The following is a 22,952-nucleotide window of genomic DNA, read 5'->3' on the forward strand; positions in this document are numbered from 1 at the left end:
TCGCCTATTTTTGGCGCATGCAAAGGAGATAATGATGCAAGCCATACAGCTACGCGCCCCCGGTGGGCTGGACCACCTCGATGTCGTCGACCTCGCTGCGCCCGGCGAGCCCGGCCCAGGCGAGATCAAGGTGCGCCTGCACGCCAGCTCGCTGAACTTCCATGACTATGCCGTGGTGGCGGGGATGATCCCTGCCGCTGATGGCCGTATCCCCATGTCGGATGGGGCCGGGGTCGTGGAGGCCGTGGGCGAGGGAGTAGAGGAGTTTGCCGTCGGTGATGCAGTGGTCTCGACGTTCTTCCCCGATTGGCTGGAAGGCCCCGCTCGGGTAGGCGATTTTGCCACCACACCCGGCGATGGCGTCGATGGCTATGCCCGTGAGCAGGTGGTGCGTCCGGCCAACTGGTTCACCCACCAGCCGAAGGGTTACAGCCATGCCGAGTCCGCCACGCTGACCACGGCGGGGTTGACCGCCTGGCGTTCACTGGTGGTAGACGGCGGGCTGAAAGCGGGCGATAGCGTGATGGTGCTGGGCACCGGGGGCGTCTCCATCTTTGCTCTGCAGTTTGCCAAGCTGATGGGCGCCCGGGTCATCGCCACCTCGTCGTCCGATGCCAAGCTGGAGCGCCTGCGTGAACTGGGCGCCGAGCACACCATCAACTATCGTGACACGCCGGAGTGGGGCAAGCGCGTGCTGGAGTTGACCCACGGTGAAGGGGTCGATCACGTGGTGGAAGTCGGTGGGCCGGGCACCTTGCCGCAATCCATCGACGCCGTGAAAATCGGCGGGCACATTTCGCTGATCGGCGTGCTGACCGGCCGTGAAGGCGAGGTGCCCACGGCAAAGCTGATGGCCAAGCAGGCACGTTTGCAGGGGCTGATCGTGGGCAGCCGCCGCCATCAGATGGAGATGATCAAGGCGATCGAGGCAGCCAATCTGAAGCCGGTGATCGACCGGGAGTTTGCGCTGGCCGATATCGCGGATGCGTTTCGTCATCAGGAGTCTGGCAAGCACTTCGGTAAAATCTGCCTCAGCTATTGATCGGGTGACCGCTTGATCGAAGGCAAAGTGATCGAACCCGAGCAGATCAAGCCCGTGTCAGATAGCGACAAGCACAACGCCCGCCACTATGGCGGGCGTTGGTGGCGGGCGTTGTGTTTCATACCAGCGAAAAGGGAATGACGCTGAACGGGCTCGCTACGCTTTGCAGCTGAATACCACGCCCTTGACCTCGAGCTCCCAGATATCATCGTAGGGCACGGTGACACCATCTATATCCCCGGGGTCACCGGTGCTGTTCTTGATGAAGGTCTCCGGGATCACTTTGACCCCCGTCATACCCACATGCTGTATGCGCGCGCTGAACCGATTACCGTCTTGTTCGATCAGCACCCGCTCCCCAGCAATGCACTTCGCAAGCTTCTCGTGTAGCTCTTCCCTGGTGACGTCAACCACGCTCATCGTTGCCTCCTGCGCATCGCTCATCAATGTATTGGCCTTATCCTAACGACTTTATTCTAGACGATAAGTTCGGCTATCTGCGTGGTCGTACGTGGGGCATGCTAATCTTGATCTACTTTACCGGCGCGAGGCGCGATATGGATCAAGGCCCGACGAATGCAGCGCCAGCTCCGTGGGAAGTAGTGGAACTGGAAGCCTTTCAAACACCGCAGCATACCCAGGCCAGCCAGTGGCAGCGCAGTTGGCGCGTGGCCACTGCCTGGATGCTGGGAAACCGTGCTGACAGGCGTCAGGCGGCACTGGAGAGTGAGCTGCGCGCCTTGCCGGAAGTGAAACTCGCCCACTGGGCGCCTCCGGTGGATTGGACGCCTGCCGCGATGAGCTTGCATCGGGCGCTGGCCGCCTATCAAGAGGCACCGCTGGTGCTGTTCGTGTCGCCTCCCCACGGTGGGCATGCGGATATCGTTGGCCACTGGGCGGGCCAGCACGGCATCGAGTGCCTGGAGGTGCCTACCTTTGCCGAGCGCATGGCTGGAGAGCTGGCGTGGGTAACGGCGGCTGCCCCGGCAAAGCGCTGGGCCATTCCGGCGCTGGAGCGGCATTTCCTGCGTCATGCCTACGGTTTGCAGGGCGTGCGCGCGCTGGTGGAGCGTGCCCAGGGCGGGCGGCTGGGGCAGGGCGTGTTGGGGTGTGATAGCTGGAGTTACGCCTTTCTGAAGCAGGCCGTTGGGCTGGAAGGGGTTCCCGTGTTGGCGCTGCAAGGGCTAGAAGGCGCACAGCTGGCGGACTATTTTTCCCAGGCTGCAGGCCAGTGCCCGCCCGTTTACAGCACCCGTACTCGCCAGCCCGTGCTGGAGGACTCCCCCAAACAAAAGGGCGTGTTCAAGGAGCTCCAGCAGTTGGCGGCCCATAGTCGCGGCCACCTGGGAATTGCCTGGCACTATTGGCGTGAGCGCCTGCGTGAACCGGCCGAGGACGCCCGCGCTCACTCGGGCAACCGTTCCGATCATGGCGAAACATCGCTATGGCTGCTGGATACGCTGGCGGATGCGGAGCTCCCCGCCGACACCGGCGATCTGGCCACCCTGCTGCTGCACACCCTGTTGATCCATGGGGGGCTGGAGGATCAGGCGTTGGCCCACGTGCTGCCTTTCTCGGAACACGAGATAGTGAGCGTTCGGTTCGCGCTGGCCAGTCGCGGCATGCTGCACTGCCATCAGGGGCGGTGGCAGGTAGCACCCTTGAGCTACGCCAGCGTTCGGCAACTGCTGGAATCGAGACACTACCTGGTAGACCCGCTTTAGGAGCCCCCATGGACGATCACGAACAGTATGCCCGCCTGTTTAACGAACTCGACAGCGAAGCCTTCATCACGCTGGGGCTGCTGCTGGCAGGTGCCATCGTGCTGATCATTGCCAGCCAGCGGGGGCTCAACTGGCTGGCCAATCGGTTGCATGGCCCGATCAGGTTTCGGGTTTTTGCGCTGGTGCCACTGACGCGTCTGCTGATCCTGATCACGGTCCTGGCCGTTGCGGTGCCCATCGTCATCGAGCCCTCTTTACGCAACATGGTGACGCTGTTGGGGGCCATAGGCCTGGCCATCGGTTTTGCCCTGAAGGAGTATGTCAGCAGCCTGATTGCGGGCGTGGTCTCTGCCGTCGAGCTGCCCTATCGGCCCGGAGATTGGGTCAATATCGAAGGCACCTACGGAGAGGTCAAGCATGTGGGGATGCGTACGGTAGAGATTCAAACGCCGGACGATGATCTGGTGGCCGTGCCGCACTTGAAGCTTTGGGATTCGGCCATCTACAACGCCAACAATGGCGGCGCCAGCCTCCAGTGTGTGGCCAGCTTCTACCTGCACCCCGAGCACGAAGGCGGCTGGGTGCGCCAGGCGCTGCGCGACGTGGCGTTGACCAGCGCCTACCTGACGTTCGACAAGCCCATCATCGTCGTGGCCGAGGAGAAACCCTGGGGAACGCACTATCGCATCCGTGCTTATCCCGTCGATCCGCGTCAGCAGTTCCTGTTCGTGACCGATTTGACGGTACGCGGCAAGGCGATTCTGAGCGATGCCGGTATTCGTCCCGCGCTACTGTCCCCTGAGATGCTGATGGATGCCCAGGGCGCGGGGCGGACATGAAGGCGCAGGACGAGAAGCTCTACATCGGCTGGGACGTGGGCGGCTGGAATTGCGACCATAACCCGGCCAGCCGAGATGCGCTGGTGGTACTCGATGCGTCACTGACCCTGGTGGGAGCGCCCTGGCGGGGCAATCTGCGCGAGACGCTCAATGACGCCGCCTCGCCTGGTGATCTGATCACGCGCCTGTTGGGGCTCTGCCAGCACATGGCGGACGGTGGTGAACGGGTCTTCATGGCGGTGGATACACCACTGGCGCTGCCGCAGGCACTGCTGGCCCTGGCCAGAGGGGAAGCCGTCGCGGCACTGGGCCGCTCTCAGGAAAATCCCTATCTCTACCGACACACCGAGCGTTGGCTGTTCGAACGTGGCGTCACGCCGCTATCGCCCATCAAAGACATGATTGGCAGCCAGGCCACCAAAGGCATGCACGTGCTGGCGCGTTTTGCGCCGCATAGCGTGGCGTGCGGTCAGTGGCAGAGCGAGCAGGGGGAGCTGACTGTCGTGGAGGGGTATCCATCCCCCGCCAAACGCTCCAAGGGCTTTGCCGCTTTGCGCCAGCGCTGCGTGATCCCGGCCCAATGGCAGGCGGTGCTGCACCAGCCCACCCCCCGCCAGCAGGACATGCACGATGCATGGCAGTGTGCGTTGCTGGCCTGGGCACTGGAGCATGCGCCCCAGCAGGTTGCCTGGCCGCCAGCGGAGATGCCGACGGCCGAAGGGTGGATTTTCGTTCCTGATGATGCGCTGAAGGGCTAGCCGCTCAGGCGTTCTCTTCCGGCAGTTCGGCGCTGTGAAAGACGTTCTGCACGTCGTCCAGCTCGTTGAGCATGTTCAGCAGCTTTTCGAACATGGCGGCGTCGTCACCTTCCACCGGCGTGGTGTTCTGTGGCAGGAACTGGATTTCATCCACTTCGAAGTCGATCTCGCCAAAGGCGTCCAGCAGTGCCTGCTTGGCCTTGGCGTAATCGGTGTTCGGAGCAAATACCGTGATACGACCGTCTTCCTGCTCGATGTCGGTGACGTCCACGTCGGCTTCCATCAACGCTTCCAGCACGGCTTCTTCATCGCCACCGGTAAACGAGAAGATCGCGCAGTGATCGAACATGTGGCTCACACTGCCCGGCGTGCCGATCTTGCTCTTGGTCTTGGTAAAGCAGCCGCGCACATCGCCAAAGGTGCGGTTGGGGTTGTCGGTGAGGCAGTCGACGATGACCATGGCATTGCCGGGGCCGAAGCCCTCGTAACGAGCGGGCGAGAAGTCCTCGCCTCCGGCACCGCTGGCCTTGTCGAGGGCCTTGTCGATGACGTGGGATGGCACCTGATCTTTCTTGGCACGCTCCATCAGGCCGCGCAGCGCCAGGTTGCCATTGGGGTCGGTGCCCCCTGCTTTGGCGCAGACGTAGATTTCACGCCCGTACTTGCTGTACACCTTGGTTTTCGCAGCGGCCGTCTTGGCCATGGATTCCTTACGGTTCTGAAACGCCCTACCCATATTGAAGTCCTTTATTAACCATGAACTGCCTGCACGGCAGGCGTCATTGATCGGCGTTGCCGAACGTTCTGAAAAAGGAAAATTTTACCCAACAGCGTACCATGCTAACAGCGTTATTTAAGGCCGTATTCAAGGCCGGAGGAGGATACCACGATGCGCGGCCTAGGCAGCCACCCGCCTGCGCTTGAGCTGGCGTATACTGGTGCGCTGATCAACCGCTGGACTCATGGAGAAACGCATGCCGCTGACGCTCTGGTTATCGCTGGCCGCCATCTGTGCCATGGGGGCCATGTCCCCGGGGCCAAGCCTTGCGCTGGTACTGCGCCACACTTTGGGGGGCGGGCGGCTGCCCGGCGTGACCGCGGCGGTGTTCCATGCCCTGGGCGTGGGTTTTTATGCCCTGTTGACCGTGCTGGGGCTGGGCGCGCTGGTGGTACGCCACCCCGAGGTTTTTCAGCTGATCACCTGGGGTGGGGCCGCCTACCTGGCGTGGCTGGGGATCAAAGCCTTGCGGGCCGGGCGTGCCAGCTCGCTGGCAGCCAATGCGGTGGTCACCACGCCAGGCCAGGCGGCCCGAGAAGCGGTGCTGGTGGCTCTGGGCAATCCCAAGCTGATCATCTTTTTCGTGGCCCTGCTCAGTCAGTTCGTGACGCCGGACATGAGCCCGTTGGCCAAGGGCATCATCGTGGCTACGGCGATGGTCATCGATGGCGGCTGGTACGTGCTGGTGGCCGTGGGGCTATCGCACTCGCGAGTGTTGCCCTGGCTGCAGCGCCACGCCCACTGGGTCAACCGTGTTACCGGTGTGCTGCTGATCGCGCTGGCGCTGAGGGTCGTGGCGGGGCCACTGCTATAAGCAGCCATGGTGGAAAATTCGCACAGGCGTGAGCCGCCGGGCTGGTGCTGGCAGGCCGCCTCGTGGCAAGGTAGCGTCAGACGACAGCAAGAGGGTGTGTGATGAGCATTTACGAACAGGATTGCTACACCCATCAGGGCCAGCCCTTCAATCTGCGTGCGCTGCGCGGCCAGGTGCTGTTGGTGGTCAACGTCGCCAGTCAGTGTGGCTTTACGCCCCAGCTCAAGGGGCTGGAAAGCCTGTACCAACGCTACCGTGACCGTGGCTTTACCGTGCTGGGCTTTCCCTGCAACCAGTTTGGGCGGCAGTCGCCCGAAAGCGCCGAAGCATTCTGCACCTTCGGGGAGCAGCAGTTCGGGGTCAGCTTTCCGCTCATGGAGAAGGTGAACGTCAACGGGGGCAACGCGCATCCGCTCTTTACGCTGCTCAAGCAGGGAGCGCCAGGCGTGCTGGGCACGCGGGCCATCAAGTGGAACTTCACCAAGTTTCTGGTCGCCAGAGACGGGCAAGTGCTGGCGCGTTTTGGCCCACGAGACCATGGCCCACGCCTGCGCCTGGCCGTGGAGGCGGCGCTGGACAAGGCGTGAAGGGGCTAGAGCTCGCCCCGGCTCACCATCAGCCGCTGCATCAGGTCGTTCCAACGGTGGCGTACCATCATGGTGGTCAAGCCCGAAAACAGCGCCCAGGTTTTGCGCCGCCAACCCTTCAGGCGCAGGTTGTGATTGACCAGCTGCTTCATCAGCTTGTAGTCATCGAACTTGCGCCACTCGCTGGCCACCGACAGCTGATGGCGTGACAGCACCGGGGCCAGCTCGATACGGAACACCCACTCGAGCTCCTTGAGCGGTAGCCCGTGCTGTTCGATGACCTCGATCATGCGAGCGTAGTCGCGCTCGGTGGGTTCGCGGTCCAGCCAAAGCGGGGCGAGCGCCAACCAGAGGTCGCCGCGTTCATCGACTAGCTGCTGTGCATTCATCACGGTTCTCATCGGCAGGAAGTGGGCAGGGCGCTATCCTGCCGTGAATCCCCCATAACCTCAAGAGCGGACAGGGCGCGCCTGGCCCGCTAGAATAGCGCCTACTGGCAAGTGAGCACGAGGGTGCTCCGATGATACTCATCCGATGAAGGGGTCCAATGTGATCATTAAACCGAAAGTTCGGGGCTTTATCTGCACCACTACTCATCCCAAAGGCTGCGAACAGAACGTTCTCGAACAGATCGAAGCGACCCGCGCCCGTGGTTTGGACAAGCGCCAGGGCCCGAAGAAAGTGCTGGTGATCGGGGCTTCCAGCGGCTACGGCCTGGCGGCGCGTATCACGGCGGCCTTCGGCTACGGTGCCGACACCCTGGGCGTGTTCTTCGAAAAGCCCGGCAGCGAGAAGAAGCCCGGCACGGCGGGCTGGTACAACAGCGCGGCCTTCGACAAGTTTGCCAAGCAGGAAGGGCTGTACAGCAAGTCCATCAACGGCGATGCGTTCTCCCATGAAGCCCGCGAGAAAGCCATCGAGCTGATCAAGCAGGACATGGGCGAGATCGACCTGGTGGTTTACTCACTGGCCTCGCCGGTGCGCAAGATGCCCGATACCGGCGAGCTCAAGCGCTCCAGCCTGAAGCCCATCGGTGAGACCTACCGCGCCACGGCCATCGATACCAACAAGGACGCGATCATCGAAGCCGAGGTGGAGCCGGCGACGCAGCAAGAGATCGACGACACCATCACCGTGATGGGCGGCGAAGATTGGGAGCTGTGGATGAGCGCTCTGGCCGATGCAGGCGTGCTGGCCAAGGGTGCCCGCAGCGTGGCGTTCAGCTATATCGGCACCGAAATCACCTGGCCGATCTACTGGCACGGTGCTCTGGGGAAAGCCAAGGAAGACCTGGACCGCGCAGCGGCGGCCATCGATGCCAAGCTGCAAGAGAGCGGCGGCGGTGCTAACGTGGCGGTGCTGAAATCCGTCGTTACCCAGGCCAGCGCGGCGATTCCGGTGATGCCGCTGTACATCGCCATGGTGTACCGCATCATGAAAGAGCAGGGCCTGCACGAAGGCACCATCGACCAGTTGAACCGTCTGTTTGGCGAGCGCCTCTACTCAGGCCAGCCCGGTGAGATGGCCACCGACGAGCAGGGCCGTCTGCGTCTGGACGACTGGGAGCTGCGTGACGACGTTCAAAAAGCCTGTCAGGACCTGTGGCCAAACGTCACCACCGAGAACCTGTTCGACATTACCGACTATGCTGGTTACAAGCATGAGTTCCTGAAGCTGTTTGGCTTCGAGCGTGACGATGTGGACTACGACGCCGATGTGAACCCCGATGTGGCGTTCGATGTCGTAACCTTATGAAGTCGTAACCCTGTAACCTTTGGTGCGACGGAGCGAGAAGCCGCCGCGCTGTTTCATCTAACCGGCCAGGAAGAGGTGGCGTATGGATACCAAAGAGAGCAAGACCCCGGAAGAAGAGAAAGAGCACGTACTGAACCAGCGGTTGCCCGAAGATTTCGACAAGGCGGCGCCCCATAAACAGCCGGAAGCCAAAAAGCCCCCCAGCGGCATGCACAAGCTGCTGCCCGTGGTGATCATTGGCCTGGGCCTGGTGGTGGCGGCCTTCGTGATCTTTGGCATGGGCAACAGCGGCGGTTGACGCAGCACCTTCGTTTGCCGGGCCAGTGGCCCGGCAATTTGCATTTATCGAACATCGCGAAAAACCTCGTACTTCTAGTGCGAGGATGGATAGCGAGGGGCGCGAGAGCGCCCCTAGTCCGGCCTCGATTGTTGCTCAATATACTGCTTGACCATGCTCAGAGGGGCGCCTCCGACACTTCCCGCAAAGTAGCTTGGACTCCACAGCGAGTTCTTCCGGTAGGCGGGCTGCACCAGTTCAGGGTGTAGTAACTTCATCCGCCGGCTGGATACCCCCTTCAAACTATTCACCAGCCTGGATACCGCCACTTTGGGTGGAAAGTTGACAAGCAAATGGACGTGATCGGTTTCACCGTTGAACTCCTGTAGCTCCGCCTCGAAGTCCCGACACACTCGGTCGAAAAGCAATTCGAGGGAGTTGAGATGCGCGTCGGTGAACACCTTGCCCCGATACCTGGTGACAAATACCAAATGGGCATGGAGTTTAAAAACGCAGTGTCTTCCTGTTCTGATAGCTTGTTTGGTTTCCATAGACCAAGTATATTCGAAGCCATGAAGCAGACCAAGACCCTCAAGGTTCGAGTGAAGGACAAACACGCCGCCGAGCTTAACCGCATGGCCCGCAGCGTGAATTTTGTTTGGAACTACCTCAACGAACTGTCTTCCCGAGCCATTCGGGAGAAAGGTCTGTTTCTGTCTGCCTACGACATGCACCCCTATACCAAGGGTGCTGGCAAGGACCTCGGCCTGCACAGCCAAACGCTGCAATGCATCGCTGCTGAATACGTTGCCCGCCGCAAGCAGTTCAAAAAGCCCCGCTTGAATTGGCGCAAGTCCGGCGGTGTACGCCGCTCACTTGGCTGGATTCCGGTCAATACCGGCGCGGCCAAGTGGAAGAATGGGCAGGTATTTCACAACGGCACCTACTTCAAGGTGTGGGATAGCTACGGCCTGTCGACATACAAGTTCCGTGCCGGCAGTTTCAACGAAGATAGCCGGGGCCGGTGGTATTTCAATGTTGCGGTCGAGGTGGACGTGCAGCCGACGCTTGGGCAGGGTGCCGTTGGCATCGACCTTGGGCTCAAGGATGTGGCCACCTGTAGCGATGGAGGAAGGCTGGAAAACAGCCGCTTCTACCGCCGCATGGAAGACCAGTTGGCGACAGCCCAACGTGCCCGCAACAAGCGGCGGGTAAAAGCTATTCACGCCAAGATCAAGAACCGTCGCCAGGACGCGCAGCACAAGTTTTCCCGGAAACTCGTCAACCAGTACGGCGAAATCGTCGTGGGCGATGTTTCCTCAACCAGGCTCGCGAAGACCAGGATGGCCAAAAGCGTCTACGACGCTGGCTGGTCACAACTGAAAACGATGCTGGAATATAAATGCGCTCACGCAGGCATCGTCTTCAAGGTCGTTCGCGAAACCAACACCACCCGCGCCTGTTCGTCGTGCGGCTCGCTTAGCGGGCCGCAGGGCGTCAACGGGTTGCGAGTAAGGGTCTGGGAGTGCGTGGAGTGTGGTGTACTCCACGACCGGGACGTGAATGCGGCCCGGAATATCCTCAGCCTCGGGGCAGGACGTTGCCCTCAAGAAGTTGGAATCCCCGTCCTTTAGGGCGGGGAGGACGTCAAGCGCCGTGTTTTTGTTCCTGCGGTCATGGCGCTGCCTTCCGCGCCGCAATTGGGTAAGATGACGTTTGATTTGAACACGTTATCTCGACAGCCAGCGGCGGTTTCCATGCAGTGCCTCTCACCTTGTCACATCTTCATATGCCCACTCGGCCGTTGACGCCTTCCCCCGATCAGCGTCGGCGGGTTGCCTTTGTGCTGCTTCCCGGGTTTTCGTTATTGGCCCATGCCAGCGCCATCGAGCCACTGCAGATGGCCAATCAGCTCAGTGGCCAGATGCTGTATCACACGCTGACGCTCAGCCTGGACGACGAGCCCGTGCGCAGTGCATCGCAGCTTTCGCTGCTGGCCCAACACCCGCTGGAAGCCGCTCTTGGCCCCTTGGATATGCTGCTGGTCTGCGCACCGACACCGCTACCTTACGTACTGCCCGCCAGGCTTCACGAGTGGCTGCGCGGTCATCAGGGCAGGGGCGTTGCGCTAGGCGGCCTGGCCGGGGGCACCGAAGTGCTGGCCCGCTGCGGGCTGCTGGAAGGCTATCGCGCGACGCTGCCCTGGCAGCGCTTCGACGCATTTGCCCAGGCGTACCCCCAGGTCACGCTTTCCCAGCAGCTGTTCGAGATCGACCGTGACCGTCTGACCTGCGCGGGCGGCACCGCCGCCATGGACATGATGCTGACGCTGATCGGCAAGCATCACGGCCCACGGCTGGCAGAGCAGGTCTCGGAGCAGTTCGTGTGCGATCGCATTCGCCTTGCCGATGAGCGCCAGCACGTCCCCCTGCGCCACCGCCTGGGCCACGCCCCACAAAGCCTGGTGGATGCGGTCACGCTGATGGAAGCCAATATCGAAGAGCCGCTTTCGACCCTGGAACTGGCCGAACACCTGGGCATTTCCCGGCGTCAGTTGGAGCGGCTGTTCAAGAAGTTCCTGCAGGCGGTGCCCAGCCGTTATTATCTGGACTTGCGGCTGCAGGAAGCCCGCAAACAGCTCAGAGAGAGCGACCGTCCCGTGGGCGACATTGCCCTGATGACCGGTTTCTCCTCGGGCGCGCACTTTTCCACTGCCTACCGTAACCACTTTGGGATCACCCCGCGGGAAGAGCGGCTGGGGTAGGCGCAGCTTTTCATAATTTAGCGTCCCAATCGTGAAAGCAGGGCGGCCACCGCCCCTCGTATACTGATGTCATCGCTGACTCCACCGGAGGATTTGTTTCATGAGCCACACCCCAAGTCGCCAGGATTTCGACCACTACATGATGCCCAACTACTCACCGCAACAGAGCATTCCGGTGCGTGGTGAAGGCAGCCGCCTGTGGGATCAGCAAGGCCGTGAATACATCGATTTTGCCGGGGGGATTGCGGTGAACTCGCTGGGCCACTGCCACCCGGTACTGGTCAATGCGCTGAAAGAGCAGGGCGAAAAGCTCTGGCACTTGTCCAACGTGTTCACCAACGAGCCTGCGCTCAAGCTGGCCAGGACGCTCACCGAGCGCACCTTCGCCGACAAGGTATTCCTGTGCTCTTCCGGCGGTGAAGCCAACGAGGCGGCGCTGAAGCTGGCGCGCCGCTGGGCGGTGGATCACCACGGCGAGCACAAGGACAAGATCATCTCGTTCTACCAGTCGTTCCATGGCCGCACCTTCTTCACCGTGAGCGTGGGCGGGCAGCCAAAATACTCCCAGGGCTTTGGCCCGGTGCCCGGCGGCATTCTGCACGCCAACTTCAACGACCTGGAGAGCGTGCGCAAGCTGGTGGGCGATGACACCTGCGCCATCATGGTCGAGCCCATGCAGGGGGAGGGCGGCATCGTGCCTGCCACCCAGGAGTTCCTGCAGGGCCTGCGCGATCTGTGCGACGAGCACAGCGCGCTGCTGATTTTCGATGAAGTGCAAACCGGCGTGGGCCGCAGCGGCGAGCTGTACGCCTACAAGAACTTCGGTATCACTCCGGACATTCTCACCAGCGCCAAATCGCTGGGCGGTGGCTTCCCGATCGGCGCCACCTTGACCACCGACGCCATTGCCAAGTCGCTGGTGATCGGTACCCATGGCTCCACTTACGGCGGCAACGCGCTGGCATCGGCGGTGGCGCTGGCGGCGGTCGAGTTCATCGACACCCCCGAAGTGCTGCAAGGGGTCAAGCAGCGTCACGACCTGTTCCGTGAGCACCTGGAAACCATCAACCGCAAGCACGGCGTGTTCAAGGAAATCCGCGGCATGGGCCTGTTGATGGGCGCACAGATGTCCGATGCCTTCGAAGGTCGCGCCAAGGATATCCTGCCGCTGGCCATGGAAGAGGGCGTGATGGCGCTGATCGCAGGTCCCAATGTGCTGCGCATGGCGCCGTCGCTGGTGATCCCCGAGGCCGACATCGCCGAAGGCATGGCGCGTCTCGAACGAGCCATCGAGCGCCTTGTTGCCAGCGCATGAGCAGGCCGCAAACGTTACCAGAAGGAGCGTTGAGCATGCTGGTTATCCGTCCGGTCACTCTGGCCGACCTGCCTGCCCTGGAACAGCTGGCCGAGCACGCCGTTCCTCGGCTGACCAACCTGCCCGCCAACCGAGAGCGGTTAGAGGAGCGCATCCTGCGCTCCCAGGAGGCGTTTGGCAGCGAGGTCGATTTTCCGGGTAACGAGCAGTACATGTTCGTGCTGGCGGACGATCATCGTCATGAAGTGCTCGGTACCGCCACCATCCGCGCCCAGGCGGGGGCCGCCGAGGCCTATTACACCTACCGCCAGGAGACGCTGATCCACGCCTCGCAGCAGCTCAACGTGCGCCGGGAAGTACAGACCCTGGCGCTGTCCCACGAAGTCTCGGACGCCACGCTGCTCTGTGCGCTGTCGCTCAACCCGCGTTACAAGGGCACCAGCGCCGAGAGCCTGCTGCGGCGGGCGCGGCTGATGTTCATTGCCCAGTACCCGGAGCGCTTCTCGCGGATTCTCGCCGTGGCGTTTCCGGGGTACCTGGATCGCCAGAATGAATCGCCCTTCTGGGAGAGCGTGGGCCGCCACTTCTTTGCCCGCGGCTTCCAGGAGATGAACCACATGGCCGGGGTGCGCTCGAAAAGCTTCATTGCCGAGGTGATGCCCCAGTTTCCGCTCTACCTGCCGCTATTGACGCCGCCTGCCAGGGCAGCCATAGGCCGTGAACATCCGGCCCATGAAGCAGCGCTGGCGGAAATGCTGGCGGAAGGCTTTGTCCGTTCCCGGCATGTGGATATTTTCGATGCCGGGCCCATCGTCAAGGCCGAGCGCGAACGGCTGGAAACCTGTCGTCGTGCTGCCTGGCACCCGGTGCGGGTGCGCCCGGAGCATGCCTTGCCGGATGCCGAACCGGCGATGATCGCCAACCAGACGCTGAGCGATTTTCGCTGCATCGTGGCGCGCTATGCACTTTCGCCCACCGGACAGCTGATGCTTTCCCCGCAGCATGCGCAGCGTCTGGGGGTGGAAGAGGGGCGCGCCGTACTGGCAGCGCCGTTAGCCCTGCCCAGCGCCGTCGATGCGCTCGATGAAGGAGAGATGTAATGCGCATTCGCCCCATTGCCCGTGATGATCTGGATGGGCTCCAGGCGCTGGCGCAGCAGGCAGGCGTTGGCTTTACCTCGCTGCCGGATAACCGTGAGTTCCTGGCGGGCAAGATCGACGCCGCCGCCCGTGCGTTCGAAGAGCGCACGCCAGTGGACGACCGGCTCTACTTTTTTGTACTGGAAGATGAGTCCAACGGCGAGCTGGCAGGCTGCTGCGCCATTGAAGGTCAGGTGGGGCGCGAGGTGCCGTTCTACAACTACCGGCTTGGCACCCTGGCCCACTCGTCGGTACAGCTCGACCTGCATCGCACCATCGACACGCTGTTTTTGAGCTCGGACCATACCGGCGATGCCGAGGTGTGCTCGCTGTTCCTGCGCCCGGAGTACCGTGGCGAGGCCAACAAGCATTTGCGCAACGGTGCGCTGCTTTCCAAGGCGCGCTGGCTGTTCATGGCTCAGTTCCGCGACCGTTTTCCCGAGAAGGTGCTTGCCGAAATGCGCGGCGTGTTCGATGAAAACAACGTCAGCCCGTTCTGGCAGAGCCTGGGCAAGCACTTCTTCCCCATGGATTTCAGCGAGGCAGACCGGCTGACTGGCCTGGGGCAGAAAAGCTTCATTGGCGAGCTGATGCCCAAGTTTCCCATTTACACCACGTTCATGTCGGAAGAGGCGCGGGCCTGTATTGGTCAGGTACATCGCCACACCCGCCCGGCGCTGGAGATGCTCAAGAAAGAGGGGCTGCGCTGGGAAGGCTACATCGACATCTTCGACGGCGGCCCCACGGTGGAAGCCTATATCGATGATGTGCGGGCGATCCGCAATTCACGCTGCTATCAGGTGGAGGTGTCGCCCGACGCTGCCGCAGAAAGCGTCAGCCGCTGGCTGGCGGCCACCACTCAGATGCAGCACTTTACCGCTGGCTGGATTGGCCGAGGCCCCGCCGACGAAAGCACCGTCGTCCTGACCCCTCAGGAGGCCGAGCGGCTGGGCGTCGCCACGGGCGACACGCTGCGTCTGCTGGAAACCTGATCTGCCCACATACCCGACTACCCGGCTCAGCAAAGGAGAGCGTCATGCATAACCCGAACGCACGCACCCCGCGTATGCCCGCCCAACAGCAGCAGTTGATCGATGGGGCCTGGGTGGTCGGCGAGGCCGCCCCCGTGACCAAGCACGACCCCGTGGCAGGCACGCTGCTCTGGCAAGGGGCTTCGGCGTCGCAGCCCCAGGTGGGGCGGGCAGTCGAGGCCGCCAGGGCCGCCTTCCCCGGTTGGGCGCGCACTCCCTTTGCCGAGCGTCAGGCGCTGGTGGAGCGGTTCGTCGAGGTGCTCAAGGCGCGCCAGGAAGACCTGGCCGTGGCGATTGCCGCAGAAACCGGCAAGCCGCTATGGGAAGCGCGTACCGAAGTCGGAGCCATGGTGGGCAAGGTGGCGCTCTCCATCAAGGCGTACCACGAGCGCACCGGCGAACGTGAAAAAGAGGTGGGTACCGCCAGGGCGGTCCTGCGCCATCGGCCCCACGGGGTAATGGCCGTATTCGGCCCCTATAACTTCCCTGGGCACCTGCCCAACGGCCACATGGTGCCCGCGCTGTTGGCGGGTAACACGGTGGTGTTCAAGCCCAGCGACCAGACCCCGCTCACCGCGGATTTGACCCTGCAGTGCTGGCTGGAAGCCGGCTTGCCCGCCGGGGTGATCAACCTGGTACAAGGCGGTGTGGCCGTGGGGCAGGCGCTCTCTGCCCACCCGGGTATCGATGGCTTGCTGTTTACCGGCAGCGCCAAAGTGGGCGGCCTGTTGCAGCAGCAGTTTGCCGGGCAGCTGGATAAAATCCTCGCGCTGGAGCTGGGGGGCAACAACCCGCTGGTGGTCAAGGAGGTGGATGACCAGCGCGCAGCCGTCCTGACCATTTTGCAGTCGGCGTTTCTTTCCGGCGGCCAGCGCTGCACCTGCGCCCGTCGTCTGATGATTCCCCAGGGGGAGGCGGGAGATCGTCTCATCGACGCGCTCTCAGAGGCGATTGCCAAACTGCACGTGGCCGGGCAGTTCGACGAGGAGCCCGCGCCGTTCTATGGCGGCCTGGTGAGCGTGGCCGCGGCCGATGGCCTGCTCAAGGCGCAGGACGAACTGGAAGCCATGGGCGGCACGGTGATCAACCGTATGCAGCGCCTGGCAGAGAACACCAGCCTGCTCAGCCCCGCGCTGATCGACGTGACCGGCCTGGAGGTGCCCGATGAAGAGCACTTTGGCCCGCTGCTGAAAATCCATCGCTATGCCGATTGGGACGAGGCGCTGGCACTGGCCAACGACACCCGCTATGGCCTTTCGGCGGGGCTGATCGGTGGCGAACCGGCGGATTGGGACGACTTCCTGCTGCGTATTCGCGCAGGCATCGTGAACTGGAACCGCCAGACCACGGGGGCATCGGGGGACGCGCCCTTCGGCGGCGTAGGCGATAGCGGCAATCACCGCCCCAGCGCTTTTTATGCCGCCGACTACTGCGCCTACCCCGTTGCCTCCATGGAAGCCGACAGTCTGGAAATGCCCGAAACCCTGCCACCGGGAGTCACCCTATGAGCGTTCACAGCATTCGGGAAGTCAACTTCGACGGTCTGGTCGGGCTGACCCACAACTACTCGGGACTGGCCCACGGTAATGTGGCCTCCATGAGCCACGGGGGCCTGGTTTCCAACCCCCGAGAGGGCGCGCTGCAGGGGCTGGCCAAGATGAAGTCGCTGATGGACGCAGGCTACGCCCAGGGTGTTCTGCCCCCGCAGCAGCGGCCGGACCTGGGCGCGCTGCGCGACTTGGGCTTCAGCGGCAGCAACCGCGAGATCCTCGCTCAAGCGGCGCAGCAAGCGCCACAACTGCTGCGGGCGGTATGCTCGGCGTCCAGCATGTGGACCGCCAACGCGGGCACCATTACGCCTGGCGTGGATGCGCCGGATGGTCGGGTGCACTTTACCCCGGCCAACCTGCAGTCGAGCTTCCACCGCTACCTGGAGCCGCGCACCACGGGGCGCGTACTCCAGGCGATTTTCCGCGATGAGCAGCACTTCGCCCACCACCCGGTGCTGCCCGCCACCCCCGCGTTTTCCGATGAAGGGGCGGCCAACCACACCCGGCTATGCGGTGAGTACGGCGAGCCCGGCGTGCACCTGTTCGTGTATGGCCGCCAGGCGTTTGGCGGCGGGCGCAGCGAGCCCAAGCGCTATCCCGCCCGGCAAACGCTGGAAGCCAGCCAGGCGGTGGCACGCCAGCACGGGCTGAGCGACGCCCAGACCGTCTTTGCCCAGCAGCACCCGGAGGCCATCGATGCTGGGGTGTTCCACAACGATGTGATTGCCGTGGGTAACGGTCCGGTGCTGCTCTACCACGAAATGGCGTTTCTCGATGAAGAGCGCACGCTGGACGAGCTGCGCGCCAAGATGAGCACGCCGCTGATTCCCGTTCGGGTGCCGATGGAAGCGGTGAGCATGGAAGACGCGGTAGCGTCGTACCTGTTCAACTCGCAACTGCTTTCCAACCAGGATGGCACCATGACGCTGGTGGTGCCCAGCGAGTGTCAGGAGCGGGAAGCCGTGTGGCGCACGCTGCAGGACTTCATCCTGGCAGGCAATAATCCCATTGGCGAAGTGATCGTCAAGGACGTGAAGCAGAGCATGCGCAACGGCGGCGGCCCCGCCTGCCTGCGCCTGCGCGTGGTGCTCAGCGACGCCGAGCGCGCAGCCCTAAGCGGTCGAGTGCTGCTCGACGATGCGCTCTATAACGACCTCACCGCCTGGGTGAGCCGCCACTACCGCGACCGCCTCGCCACCGATGACCTGGCCGACCCGCAGCTCGCCACGGAAGTCCTCACCGCGCTGGATGAGCTGACGCAGCTGCTGAACATTGGCTCGGTGTATCCGTTTCAACAGGGGTAAGCGCCCTGCCAAACAGCTCATCATGAGGTTTTCTCATGATGAGTTGAATTAATGTCGCTTTTCATTCATGTGGTGGGTCTGGCATAAAGAACACATCCTTTTCGATGACGTGGCGCTAACGCCCGTGTATCGAAACGTCAAACATGGCATCGAGCGCTGAGCTGCATTGCGGCGCCGTCGCCAATCTCGACCAACAGGGTGTTTGTTCGCGATGAGCTACGACTTTACCTTCGATATCAAGAGCGTCCGGTTCGACGAAAACTACCGTCCTGCCGAGAGCACGCGTACCACGACCAACTTCGCCAATCTGGCGAGAGGGGAGCGCTGCCAGGAAAACCTGCGCAATGCGCTGACCATGATCAACAACCGGTTCAATACTCTGGCGCACTGGGATAACCCCAAGGCGGATCGCTATGCCGTCGAGCTGGATATCATCACCGGCGAGCTGAACATGGCAAACGCGAGCGATGCCTTCCCCGCGATTGAAATGCTGAAGACGACCATCATCGATCAGCATCTCGACAAGCGCATCGAAGGCATGATGGGAAATAACTTCTCTTCCTACGTTCGCGACTACGACTTCAGCGTGTGGCTGGCCGAGCACAATCAGGAGCGCTCGGAGTTTGGCATCCCGGAAGGGTTTGGCGACCTGCATGGCAAGCTGTTCAAGCGTTTCATTCACTCCGACGCCTACCGCGCATCGTTCAGCAAGGCGCCGGTCATCTGCCTGAGCGTGTCCCACAGCAAGGTGTATCGTCAGACGGAAAATTGCCACCCCGTGCTGGGCGTCGAGTACGTCAACGACGAGCCGTCGCTCACGGATTTCTACTTCGCCAAGATGGGCCTGCAGGTGCGCTACTTCATGCCGCCCCATAGCGTGGCGCCATTGGCGTTCTATTTCTCCGGCGACCTGCTGGCCGATTACACCGACCTCGAACTGATCAGCGCCATCAGCACCATGGAGACGTTTCAGAAGATTTACCGCCCCGAGATCTATAACGCCAACTCGGCGGCAGGCAAGCTCTATCAGCCTAGCCTGAAGCACCAGGACTACTCGCTGACGCGCATCGTGTACGACCGTGAAGAGCGCAGCCAACTGGCCATCGAGCAGGGGCGCTTTACCGAGCAATATTTCATCAAGCCCTTCCGCCAAATACTCGACAAGTGGTCGGCCGATTACGCCCTTTGATCCCCTCATCATGAAGGTTATTTCTTATGAAGACACTGTTGCCCACCTCGACCGCCGGTAGTTTGCCCAAGCCCGCCTGGCTGGCCGAGCCCGAGACGCTCTGGTCCCCCTGGAAACTGCAGGGCGACGAGCTGGTGGAAGGCAAGCAGGATGCGCTGCGGGCGTGCCTGCACGATCAGCGTCAGGCAGGCATCGACATCGTCAGCGACGGCGAGCAAACCCGCCAGCACTTCGTGACAACGTTCATCGAGCACCTCGATGGTGTCGATTTCGAGCAGCGCAAGACGGTCAAGATCCGTGATCGCTACGAGGCCAGCGTGCCTTCGGTGCTGGGCCCTGTCTCGCGGGAAAAACCGGTCTTCGTCGACGATGCCAAATTCCTGCGTCAGCAGACCGACCAGCCCATCAAGTGGGCGCTGCCAGGCCCCATGACCATGGTCGACACCCTCTATGACGGCCACTACAAGAGCCGTGAAAAACTCGCCTGGGAATTTGCCAGGATTCTCAACCAGGAAGCCCGTGATCTGGCGGCGGCGGGGGTAGACATCATTCAGTTCGATGAGCCCGCCTTCAATGTCTTCTTCGATGAGGTCAACGACTGGGGCATCGCCGCCTTGGAAAAAGCCATCGAAGGCGTCACCTGCGAGACTGGCGTGCATATCTGCTACGGCTACGGCATCAAGGCCAATACCGATTGGAAGAAGACGCTGGGGTCCGAGTGGCGCCAGTACGAGGAAATCTTCCCCAAACTGCAGGCCTCGAACATCGACATCGTCTCGCTGGAGTGCCAGAACTCCCACGTGCCCATGGAGCTGATCGAGCTGATTCGCGGCAAGAAGGTGATGGTCGGGGCCATCGACGTGGCCACCCACACCGTCGAAACCCCGGAACAAGTCGCCGATACCCTGCGCAAGGCGCTACGTTTTGTGGACGCCGACAAGCTCTACCCCTGCACCAACTGCGGCATGACGCCCCTGCCGCGCAAAGTGGCGCAAGGCAAGCTGAAGGCATTGAGCGCAGGTGCCGACATCGTGCGCCAGGAGCTCTCTCGATAACAGGCTTCTCGATAACCAGGCTCTTGGATAACCAGACTCGATAGCCTTGCCCGATAAACAAGCCAAATCCTTATCGAAACACCTGTGCCGCACGCCATTGGGGTGCCATAGGCAAGTCACCGGCTCTCTCGCGCCTCGCCGACGAGGCGCATCAAGCCGCCGTGGTGGCCCAAGAGGTTAATGCGAGGTTATTGGCCGCTTGCCGCACCCCCCACGATGCCACTGCGGAAGCCGCCCTGGCGAGCGTTGGCGTGATCCAGATGGTTGGCCACGGCGTCTTCCGGGGTGCCCGCCATTTCGCGGAACATGCCCATGGAGCCCAGCAGCGCCGAGGATTCGTAGGGCACGAAGACGCGCTCGCCGTCCTTGGCCATGGTGGGCAGCACCTTGATGTAACTCTGGCCGAGCAGGTAGCCCACTACCGTACGCTTGTGCTCGTCGCTGTCGCCAATGGCGCTGAGCACCAGCTTGATCGACTCCTGCTCGCCCTGGGCACGCAGAATGGCCGACTCTTTATCGCCCTGGGCGTTGAGGATGGCAGACTCACGCTGGCCTTGGGCCATGGCAATGGCTGCTGATTTTTCGCCTTCGGCTTCGGTGACCGTTGCACGACGCTTACGCTCGGCAGCCATTTGCAGGCGCATGGCCGACTCCACCTCTTCCGGCATGGCGATGTCCTGAACTTCGACCCGGGAGATCTTGACCCCCCACTTGGAAGCAGGCTCTTCCATGGCAGCCTGAATCTCGTTGTTCACCTCGGCCCGGGATTCGAACAGCTTATCCAGCTCCATCTTGCCGACCACCGAACGCAGCGTGGTCTTGGCCAGTACCTCCACGGCCTGGCTCATGTTCTCGACTTCATAGACTGCTCGCTTGGGGTCGATGATCTGATAGTAGAGCGCGCCGTTGATCCGCACCGTGACGTTGTCGGTGGTCACGACCGGCTGGCCCGGAAAGTCCATGACGGTTTCCCGACGGTCGATACGAATTTCATCGCTGGTGATGGGGTGATACTCCTCGCCCATCTTCTTGTAGCGAATCATGGTGATGGCGCGGGGCTGCTCGATAAAGGGAATGATGATGTTGATGCCGCTCTCCAGCACCCGGTGAAACGAGCCTAGTCGCTCGATCACCATGACTTCCGATTGGCGAACGATCACCAAGCCCTTGGAAATGATCAGAATACCGATGACCACGATGATCAGGCTGATCAACAGGCCTGGGCTGATGGGTAGATCCATGGTTAAAGCTCCTTGTGTTGCGAATGGTCGTCCTGGGGAACCGGGTTGCTGGCAGGGGCCAGCATGACCAGGGCGGTGGTGCCCTCGAAACGTTTGAACACCACCGGAGTGCCGGAGGGCAGCTCGGTGGCTCCGCTCTCCAGCACGCGTAGTCGATAGAAGTCGCCATTGACCTTGATGCCGGTGGCATTATCGAAGTCGCGGGTCAGGGTGACATAGTGTTGGTTCTTTTCCACACCGGTACCGGTGGTGCCGTAGGCGACCCCCTTGGGCGAAAAGCGCGGGCGAATCACCATCACGCCCACGGGCACCAGAATACCCGCGAAGATGCCCATGCTGAGCAGTTGCCAGGGCAGTGTCAGCCCCAGCGCGGTGACGGCGGCGGTCAAGGCGGCGGCGATGCCCAGCGCCAGGAGGACCATGGCGCCAGAGGTCAGCTCGCCGAGACTGAGCAGCAGCGCGATGACTAGCCAGGTGTAGGCCGGATTCCAATCCATGAGCACTCCTTATCAAGTGGACTCCCCCAAGGGTAACGTACCTTAGGCCTAGCGTCTCCCCACTTTTCCACAGGTGGTGCTGTAACTGCCTGAATAGCGTTGAAAATTTCAGTGCTATCAACGAGATCGGGGCTTTCCCGCCGGTATCATGTTGTTACCCCTAACACCATGAACCAAAAGGAAAGCCCCGATGCTTCAAGATGCCAAAGACCGCGCCAAATGGAAAGCTCGCCTGATCGACTGGTGTGACGACCTGTCGGATCACCTCGCTCGACCCGTCGTGAAGCTGGCGGCAGAAACGCTCTTTGGCATCCTGGCCAGCGGTAGTTTGCGCCAGGCCGAGATCGCCCGCGCCTTGAAGGAACCCTGTCGGCTACACCACACGCAGAAGCGGTTGTCGCGCATGCTGTCCCGGCACAGCGAGCTTGCCTGGGCCGCGGAGCAACTGCAGCTCCAGCGGATCACGCCCTATATCACCGATGACATGGTGCTGGCCATCGATCCGGGCGACCTGAACCGGGATGGCGCCCCGACCAGTGAATACCGAACCCGCGTTCGCGACGGTGATACCGGCGAGATCGTCGGCGGTTATCCGCTGATCAGCGTGGTGGCACGCGACCTGAAGCGGGGCACCACCTGGCCACTGCTCACGCGGCTGCTATCGCCGGCTCGCGGCGGCTACCGCAGTGAAAACACCGATATCCTGAGCGTGATGGATACCGTGCAGCGCCATGTGGAGGGCCGGCCACTGTGGGTCATCGATCGTGGCGGCGATCGAGGGCGGCTGTGGGATGCCTGGCTGCGCGCCGAGCGTCATGTGCTGGTCCGGGCCGCCAATCAGCGCTTCTGGCAGTGGCGAGATACCGCCAAGACGTCGCAGCAGATTGCCCGAGATCTGCCACTGAAGCACCGCGGCCACTTGCGCCGTGGGCAGCATATCCCGGTGCGGTTCGGCATCACCAAGGTCACACTGCGGGAGCATCCGGAGACGCCGCTGTGGATGATCGTTGTCGATCATGAGAAGTCGGAGCGCCTGGTGCTGGTGACGACGCGCCCGGTGCGTGGTCGCCGCCAAGGCGAGCGGATGATTCAGGCTTACCTGGATCGCTGGGCCTGCGAGGAGGGGTACCGGTTCACCAAGCAGGGGTTCGACCTAGAGGGTGTCCAGGCACGCCGTTTCACGACGCTGCAGAACCTGGTGGCGCTGGCCAGCCTGGCCTGGGCACTGCTTGTCATTTTCAGCAATTAGTGCGACCCTCAGGGCGTAATATCGGGCTATTATGGTAGTCTGTA

At 62.2% G+C, this 22,952-nt stretch carries 24 protein-coding genes; 18 read left to right on the forward strand and 6 right to left on the reverse strand.

What is annotated here, in order from left to right:
• The first annotated feature begins 34 nt into the window (after positions 1–34).
• Complete coding sequence (locus tag KVY02_RS04535; protein WP_081192372.1) at positions 35–1,042, forward strand: zinc-dependent alcohol dehydrogenase family protein; 1,008 nt, start codon at positions 35–37, stop codon at positions 1,040–1,042.
• 156 nt (positions 1,043–1,198) lie between these two features.
• Here the strand turns inward: KVY02_RS04535 and KVY02_RS04540 are convergent, their stop codons facing one another.
• Positions 1,199–1,462, reverse strand: a complete 264-nt coding sequence (locus KVY02_RS04540; protein WP_016916399.1) for a hypothetical protein — start codon at positions 1,460–1,462, stop codon at positions 1,199–1,201.
• 137 nt (positions 1,463–1,599) lie between these two features.
• Between KVY02_RS04540 and KVY02_RS04545 the strand changes: the two genes are divergently transcribed.
• The 3 genes from KVY02_RS04545 to KVY02_RS04555 are packed head-to-tail and all read left to right on the forward strand — an operon-like array spanning position 1,600 to position 4,363.
• A complete protein-coding gene (locus tag KVY02_RS04545; RefSeq protein ID WP_081192819.1) occupies positions 1,600–2,766 on the forward strand; it encodes a hypothetical protein in 1,167 nt (388 codons plus the stop codon).
• Positions 2,767–2,774: 8 nt separating this feature from the next.
• The gene (locus KVY02_RS04550) at positions 2,775–3,605 is read left to right on the forward strand and encodes a mechanosensitive ion channel family protein (protein ID WP_081192370.1); all 831 of its coding nucleotides are present in this window, start codon (positions 2,775–2,777) and stop codon (positions 3,603–3,605) included.
• A complete protein-coding gene (locus KVY02_RS04555; protein ID WP_016916402.1) occupies positions 3,602–4,363 on the forward strand; it encodes a hypothetical protein in 762 nt (253 codons plus the stop codon). Before KVY02_RS04550 ends, KVY02_RS04555 begins: the two co-directional genes overlap by 4 nt.
• A gap of 4 nt (positions 4,364–4,367) precedes the next feature.
• Here the strand turns inward: KVY02_RS04555 and KVY02_RS04560 are convergent, their stop codons facing one another.
• A complete protein-coding gene (locus tag KVY02_RS04560; protein WP_016916403.1) occupies positions 4,368–5,099 on the reverse strand; it encodes a YebC/PmpR family DNA-binding transcriptional regulator in 732 nt (243 codons plus the stop codon).
• A 238-nt stretch (positions 5,100–5,337) separates the two neighbouring features.
• Here KVY02_RS04560 and KVY02_RS04565 point away from each other — a divergent pair, with 238 nt between their 5' ends.
• Complete coding sequence (locus KVY02_RS04565) at positions 5,338–5,955, forward strand: LysE family translocator (protein WP_016916404.1); 618 nt, start codon at positions 5,338–5,340, stop codon at positions 5,953–5,955.
• 101 nt (positions 5,956–6,056) lie between these two features.
• Positions 6,057–6,542, forward strand: coding sequence for a glutathione peroxidase (locus tag KVY02_RS04570; RefSeq protein WP_218314534.1), 486 nt, complete (start codon positions 6,057–6,059; stop codon positions 6,540–6,542).
• A gap of 5 nt (positions 6,543–6,547) precedes the next feature.
• Here KVY02_RS04570 and KVY02_RS04575 read toward each other — a convergent pair whose 3' ends face one another.
• Positions 6,548–6,931, reverse strand: coding sequence for a DUF7079 family protein (locus tag KVY02_RS04575; protein WP_039175751.1), 384 nt, complete (start codon positions 6,929–6,931; stop codon positions 6,548–6,550).
• A gap of 160 nt (positions 6,932–7,091) precedes the next feature.
• Here KVY02_RS04575 and fabV point away from each other — a divergent pair, with 160 nt between their 5' ends.
• Together fabV and KVY02_RS04585 are read left to right on the forward strand one after the other, a co-directional pair.
• Complete coding sequence (gene fabV / locus KVY02_RS04580; protein WP_218314536.1) at positions 7,092–8,297, forward strand: enoyl-ACP reductase FabV; 1,206 nt, start codon at positions 7,092–7,094, stop codon at positions 8,295–8,297.
• Between the two features lie 82 nt (positions 8,298–8,379).
• Positions 8,380–8,595 carry a hypothetical protein gene (locus tag KVY02_RS04585; RefSeq protein ID WP_218314537.1) on the forward strand — a complete coding sequence of 72 codons (216 nt, stop codon included), beginning with the start codon at positions 8,380–8,382 and terminating at the stop codon, positions 8,593–8,595.
• Positions 8,596–8,708: 113 nt separating this feature from the next.
• Here KVY02_RS04585 and tnpA read toward each other — a convergent pair whose 3' ends face one another.
• Positions 8,709–9,125: an IS200/IS605 family transposase gene (gene tnpA, locus KVY02_RS04590; protein WP_218314538.1), complete on the reverse strand. Its 417-nt coding sequence runs from the start codon at positions 9,123–9,125 to the stop codon at positions 8,709–8,711.
• A gap of 21 nt (positions 9,126–9,146) precedes the next feature.
• Between tnpA and KVY02_RS18265 the strand changes: the two genes are divergently transcribed.
• The 9 genes from KVY02_RS18265 (at position 9,147) to KVY02_RS04635 (ending at position 19,921) form a co-directional block, all read left to right on the forward strand.
• The gene (locus KVY02_RS18265; protein ID WP_016914375.1) at positions 9,147–10,208 is read left to right on the forward strand and encodes an RNA-guided endonuclease InsQ/TnpB family protein; all 1,062 of its coding nucleotides are present in this window, start codon (positions 9,147–9,149) and stop codon (positions 10,206–10,208) included.
• 155 nt (positions 10,209–10,363) lie between these two features.
• Positions 10,364–11,338, forward strand: coding sequence for a GlxA family transcriptional regulator (locus tag KVY02_RS04600; RefSeq protein ID WP_218315042.1), 975 nt, complete (start codon positions 10,364–10,366; stop codon positions 11,336–11,338).
• Between the two features lie 100 nt (positions 11,339–11,438).
• Complete coding sequence (locus tag KVY02_RS04605; RefSeq protein WP_081139042.1) at positions 11,439–12,653, forward strand: aspartate aminotransferase family protein; 1,215 nt, start codon at positions 11,439–11,441, stop codon at positions 12,651–12,653.
• Between the two features lie 35 nt (positions 12,654–12,688).
• Positions 12,689–13,753, forward strand: a complete 1,065-nt coding sequence (locus tag KVY02_RS04610; protein WP_081139043.1) for an arginine N-succinyltransferase — start codon at positions 12,689–12,691, stop codon at positions 13,751–13,753.
• Positions 13,753–14,784 (forward strand): arginine N-succinyltransferase, encoded by a 1,032-nt coding sequence (astA, locus tag KVY02_RS04615; protein ID WP_016916412.1) that lies wholly within the window; start codon positions 13,753–13,755, stop codon positions 14,782–14,784. Before KVY02_RS04610 ends, astA begins: the two co-directional genes overlap by 1 nt.
• Positions 14,785–14,858: 74 nt before the next feature.
• Entirely contained in the window at positions 14,859–16,331 is a 1,473-nt protein-coding gene (astD, locus tag KVY02_RS04620; protein ID WP_026002008.1) for a succinylglutamate-semialdehyde dehydrogenase, read from the forward strand.
• Complete coding sequence (gene astB / locus KVY02_RS04625) at positions 16,328–17,677, forward strand: N-succinylarginine dihydrolase (RefSeq protein WP_218314540.1); 1,350 nt, start codon at positions 16,328–16,330, stop codon at positions 17,675–17,677. Before astD ends, astB begins: the two co-directional genes overlap by 4 nt.
• A gap of 211 nt (positions 17,678–17,888) precedes the next feature.
• The gene (locus tag KVY02_RS04630) at positions 17,889–18,866 is read left to right on the forward strand and encodes a DUF1852 domain-containing protein (RefSeq protein ID WP_218314543.1); all 978 of its coding nucleotides are present in this window, start codon (positions 17,889–17,891) and stop codon (positions 18,864–18,866) included.
• Between the two features lie 26 nt (positions 18,867–18,892).
• Positions 18,893–19,921: a methionine synthase gene (locus tag KVY02_RS04635; RefSeq protein WP_218314545.1), complete on the forward strand. Its 1,029-nt coding sequence runs from the start codon at positions 18,893–18,895 to the stop codon at positions 19,919–19,921.
• Between the two features lie 188 nt (positions 19,922–20,109).
• Here the strand turns inward: KVY02_RS04635 and KVY02_RS04640 are convergent, their stop codons facing one another.
• Entirely contained in the window at positions 20,110–21,162 is a 1,053-nt protein-coding gene (locus KVY02_RS04640) for an SPFH domain-containing protein (RefSeq protein WP_016916418.1), read from the reverse strand.
• 2 nt (positions 21,163–21,164) lie between these two features.
• A complete protein-coding gene (locus tag KVY02_RS04645) occupies positions 21,165–21,659 on the reverse strand; it encodes an NfeD family protein (protein ID WP_039175771.1) in 495 nt (164 codons plus the stop codon).
• 190 nt (positions 21,660–21,849) lie between these two features.
• Between KVY02_RS04645 and KVY02_RS04650 the strand changes: the two genes are divergently transcribed.
• On the forward strand, positions 21,850–22,908 hold the full coding sequence (locus tag KVY02_RS04650) for a transposase (protein ID WP_016916420.1): 1,059 nt from the start codon (positions 21,850–21,852) through the stop codon (positions 22,906–22,908).
• The last annotated feature ends 44 nt before the right edge of the window (positions 22,909–22,952 follow it).

The organism is Halomonas sp. 18071143 (assembly GCF_019211725.1).
GTDB lineage: Bacteria > Pseudomonadota > Gammaproteobacteria > Pseudomonadales > Halomonadaceae > Vreelandella > Vreelandella stevensii.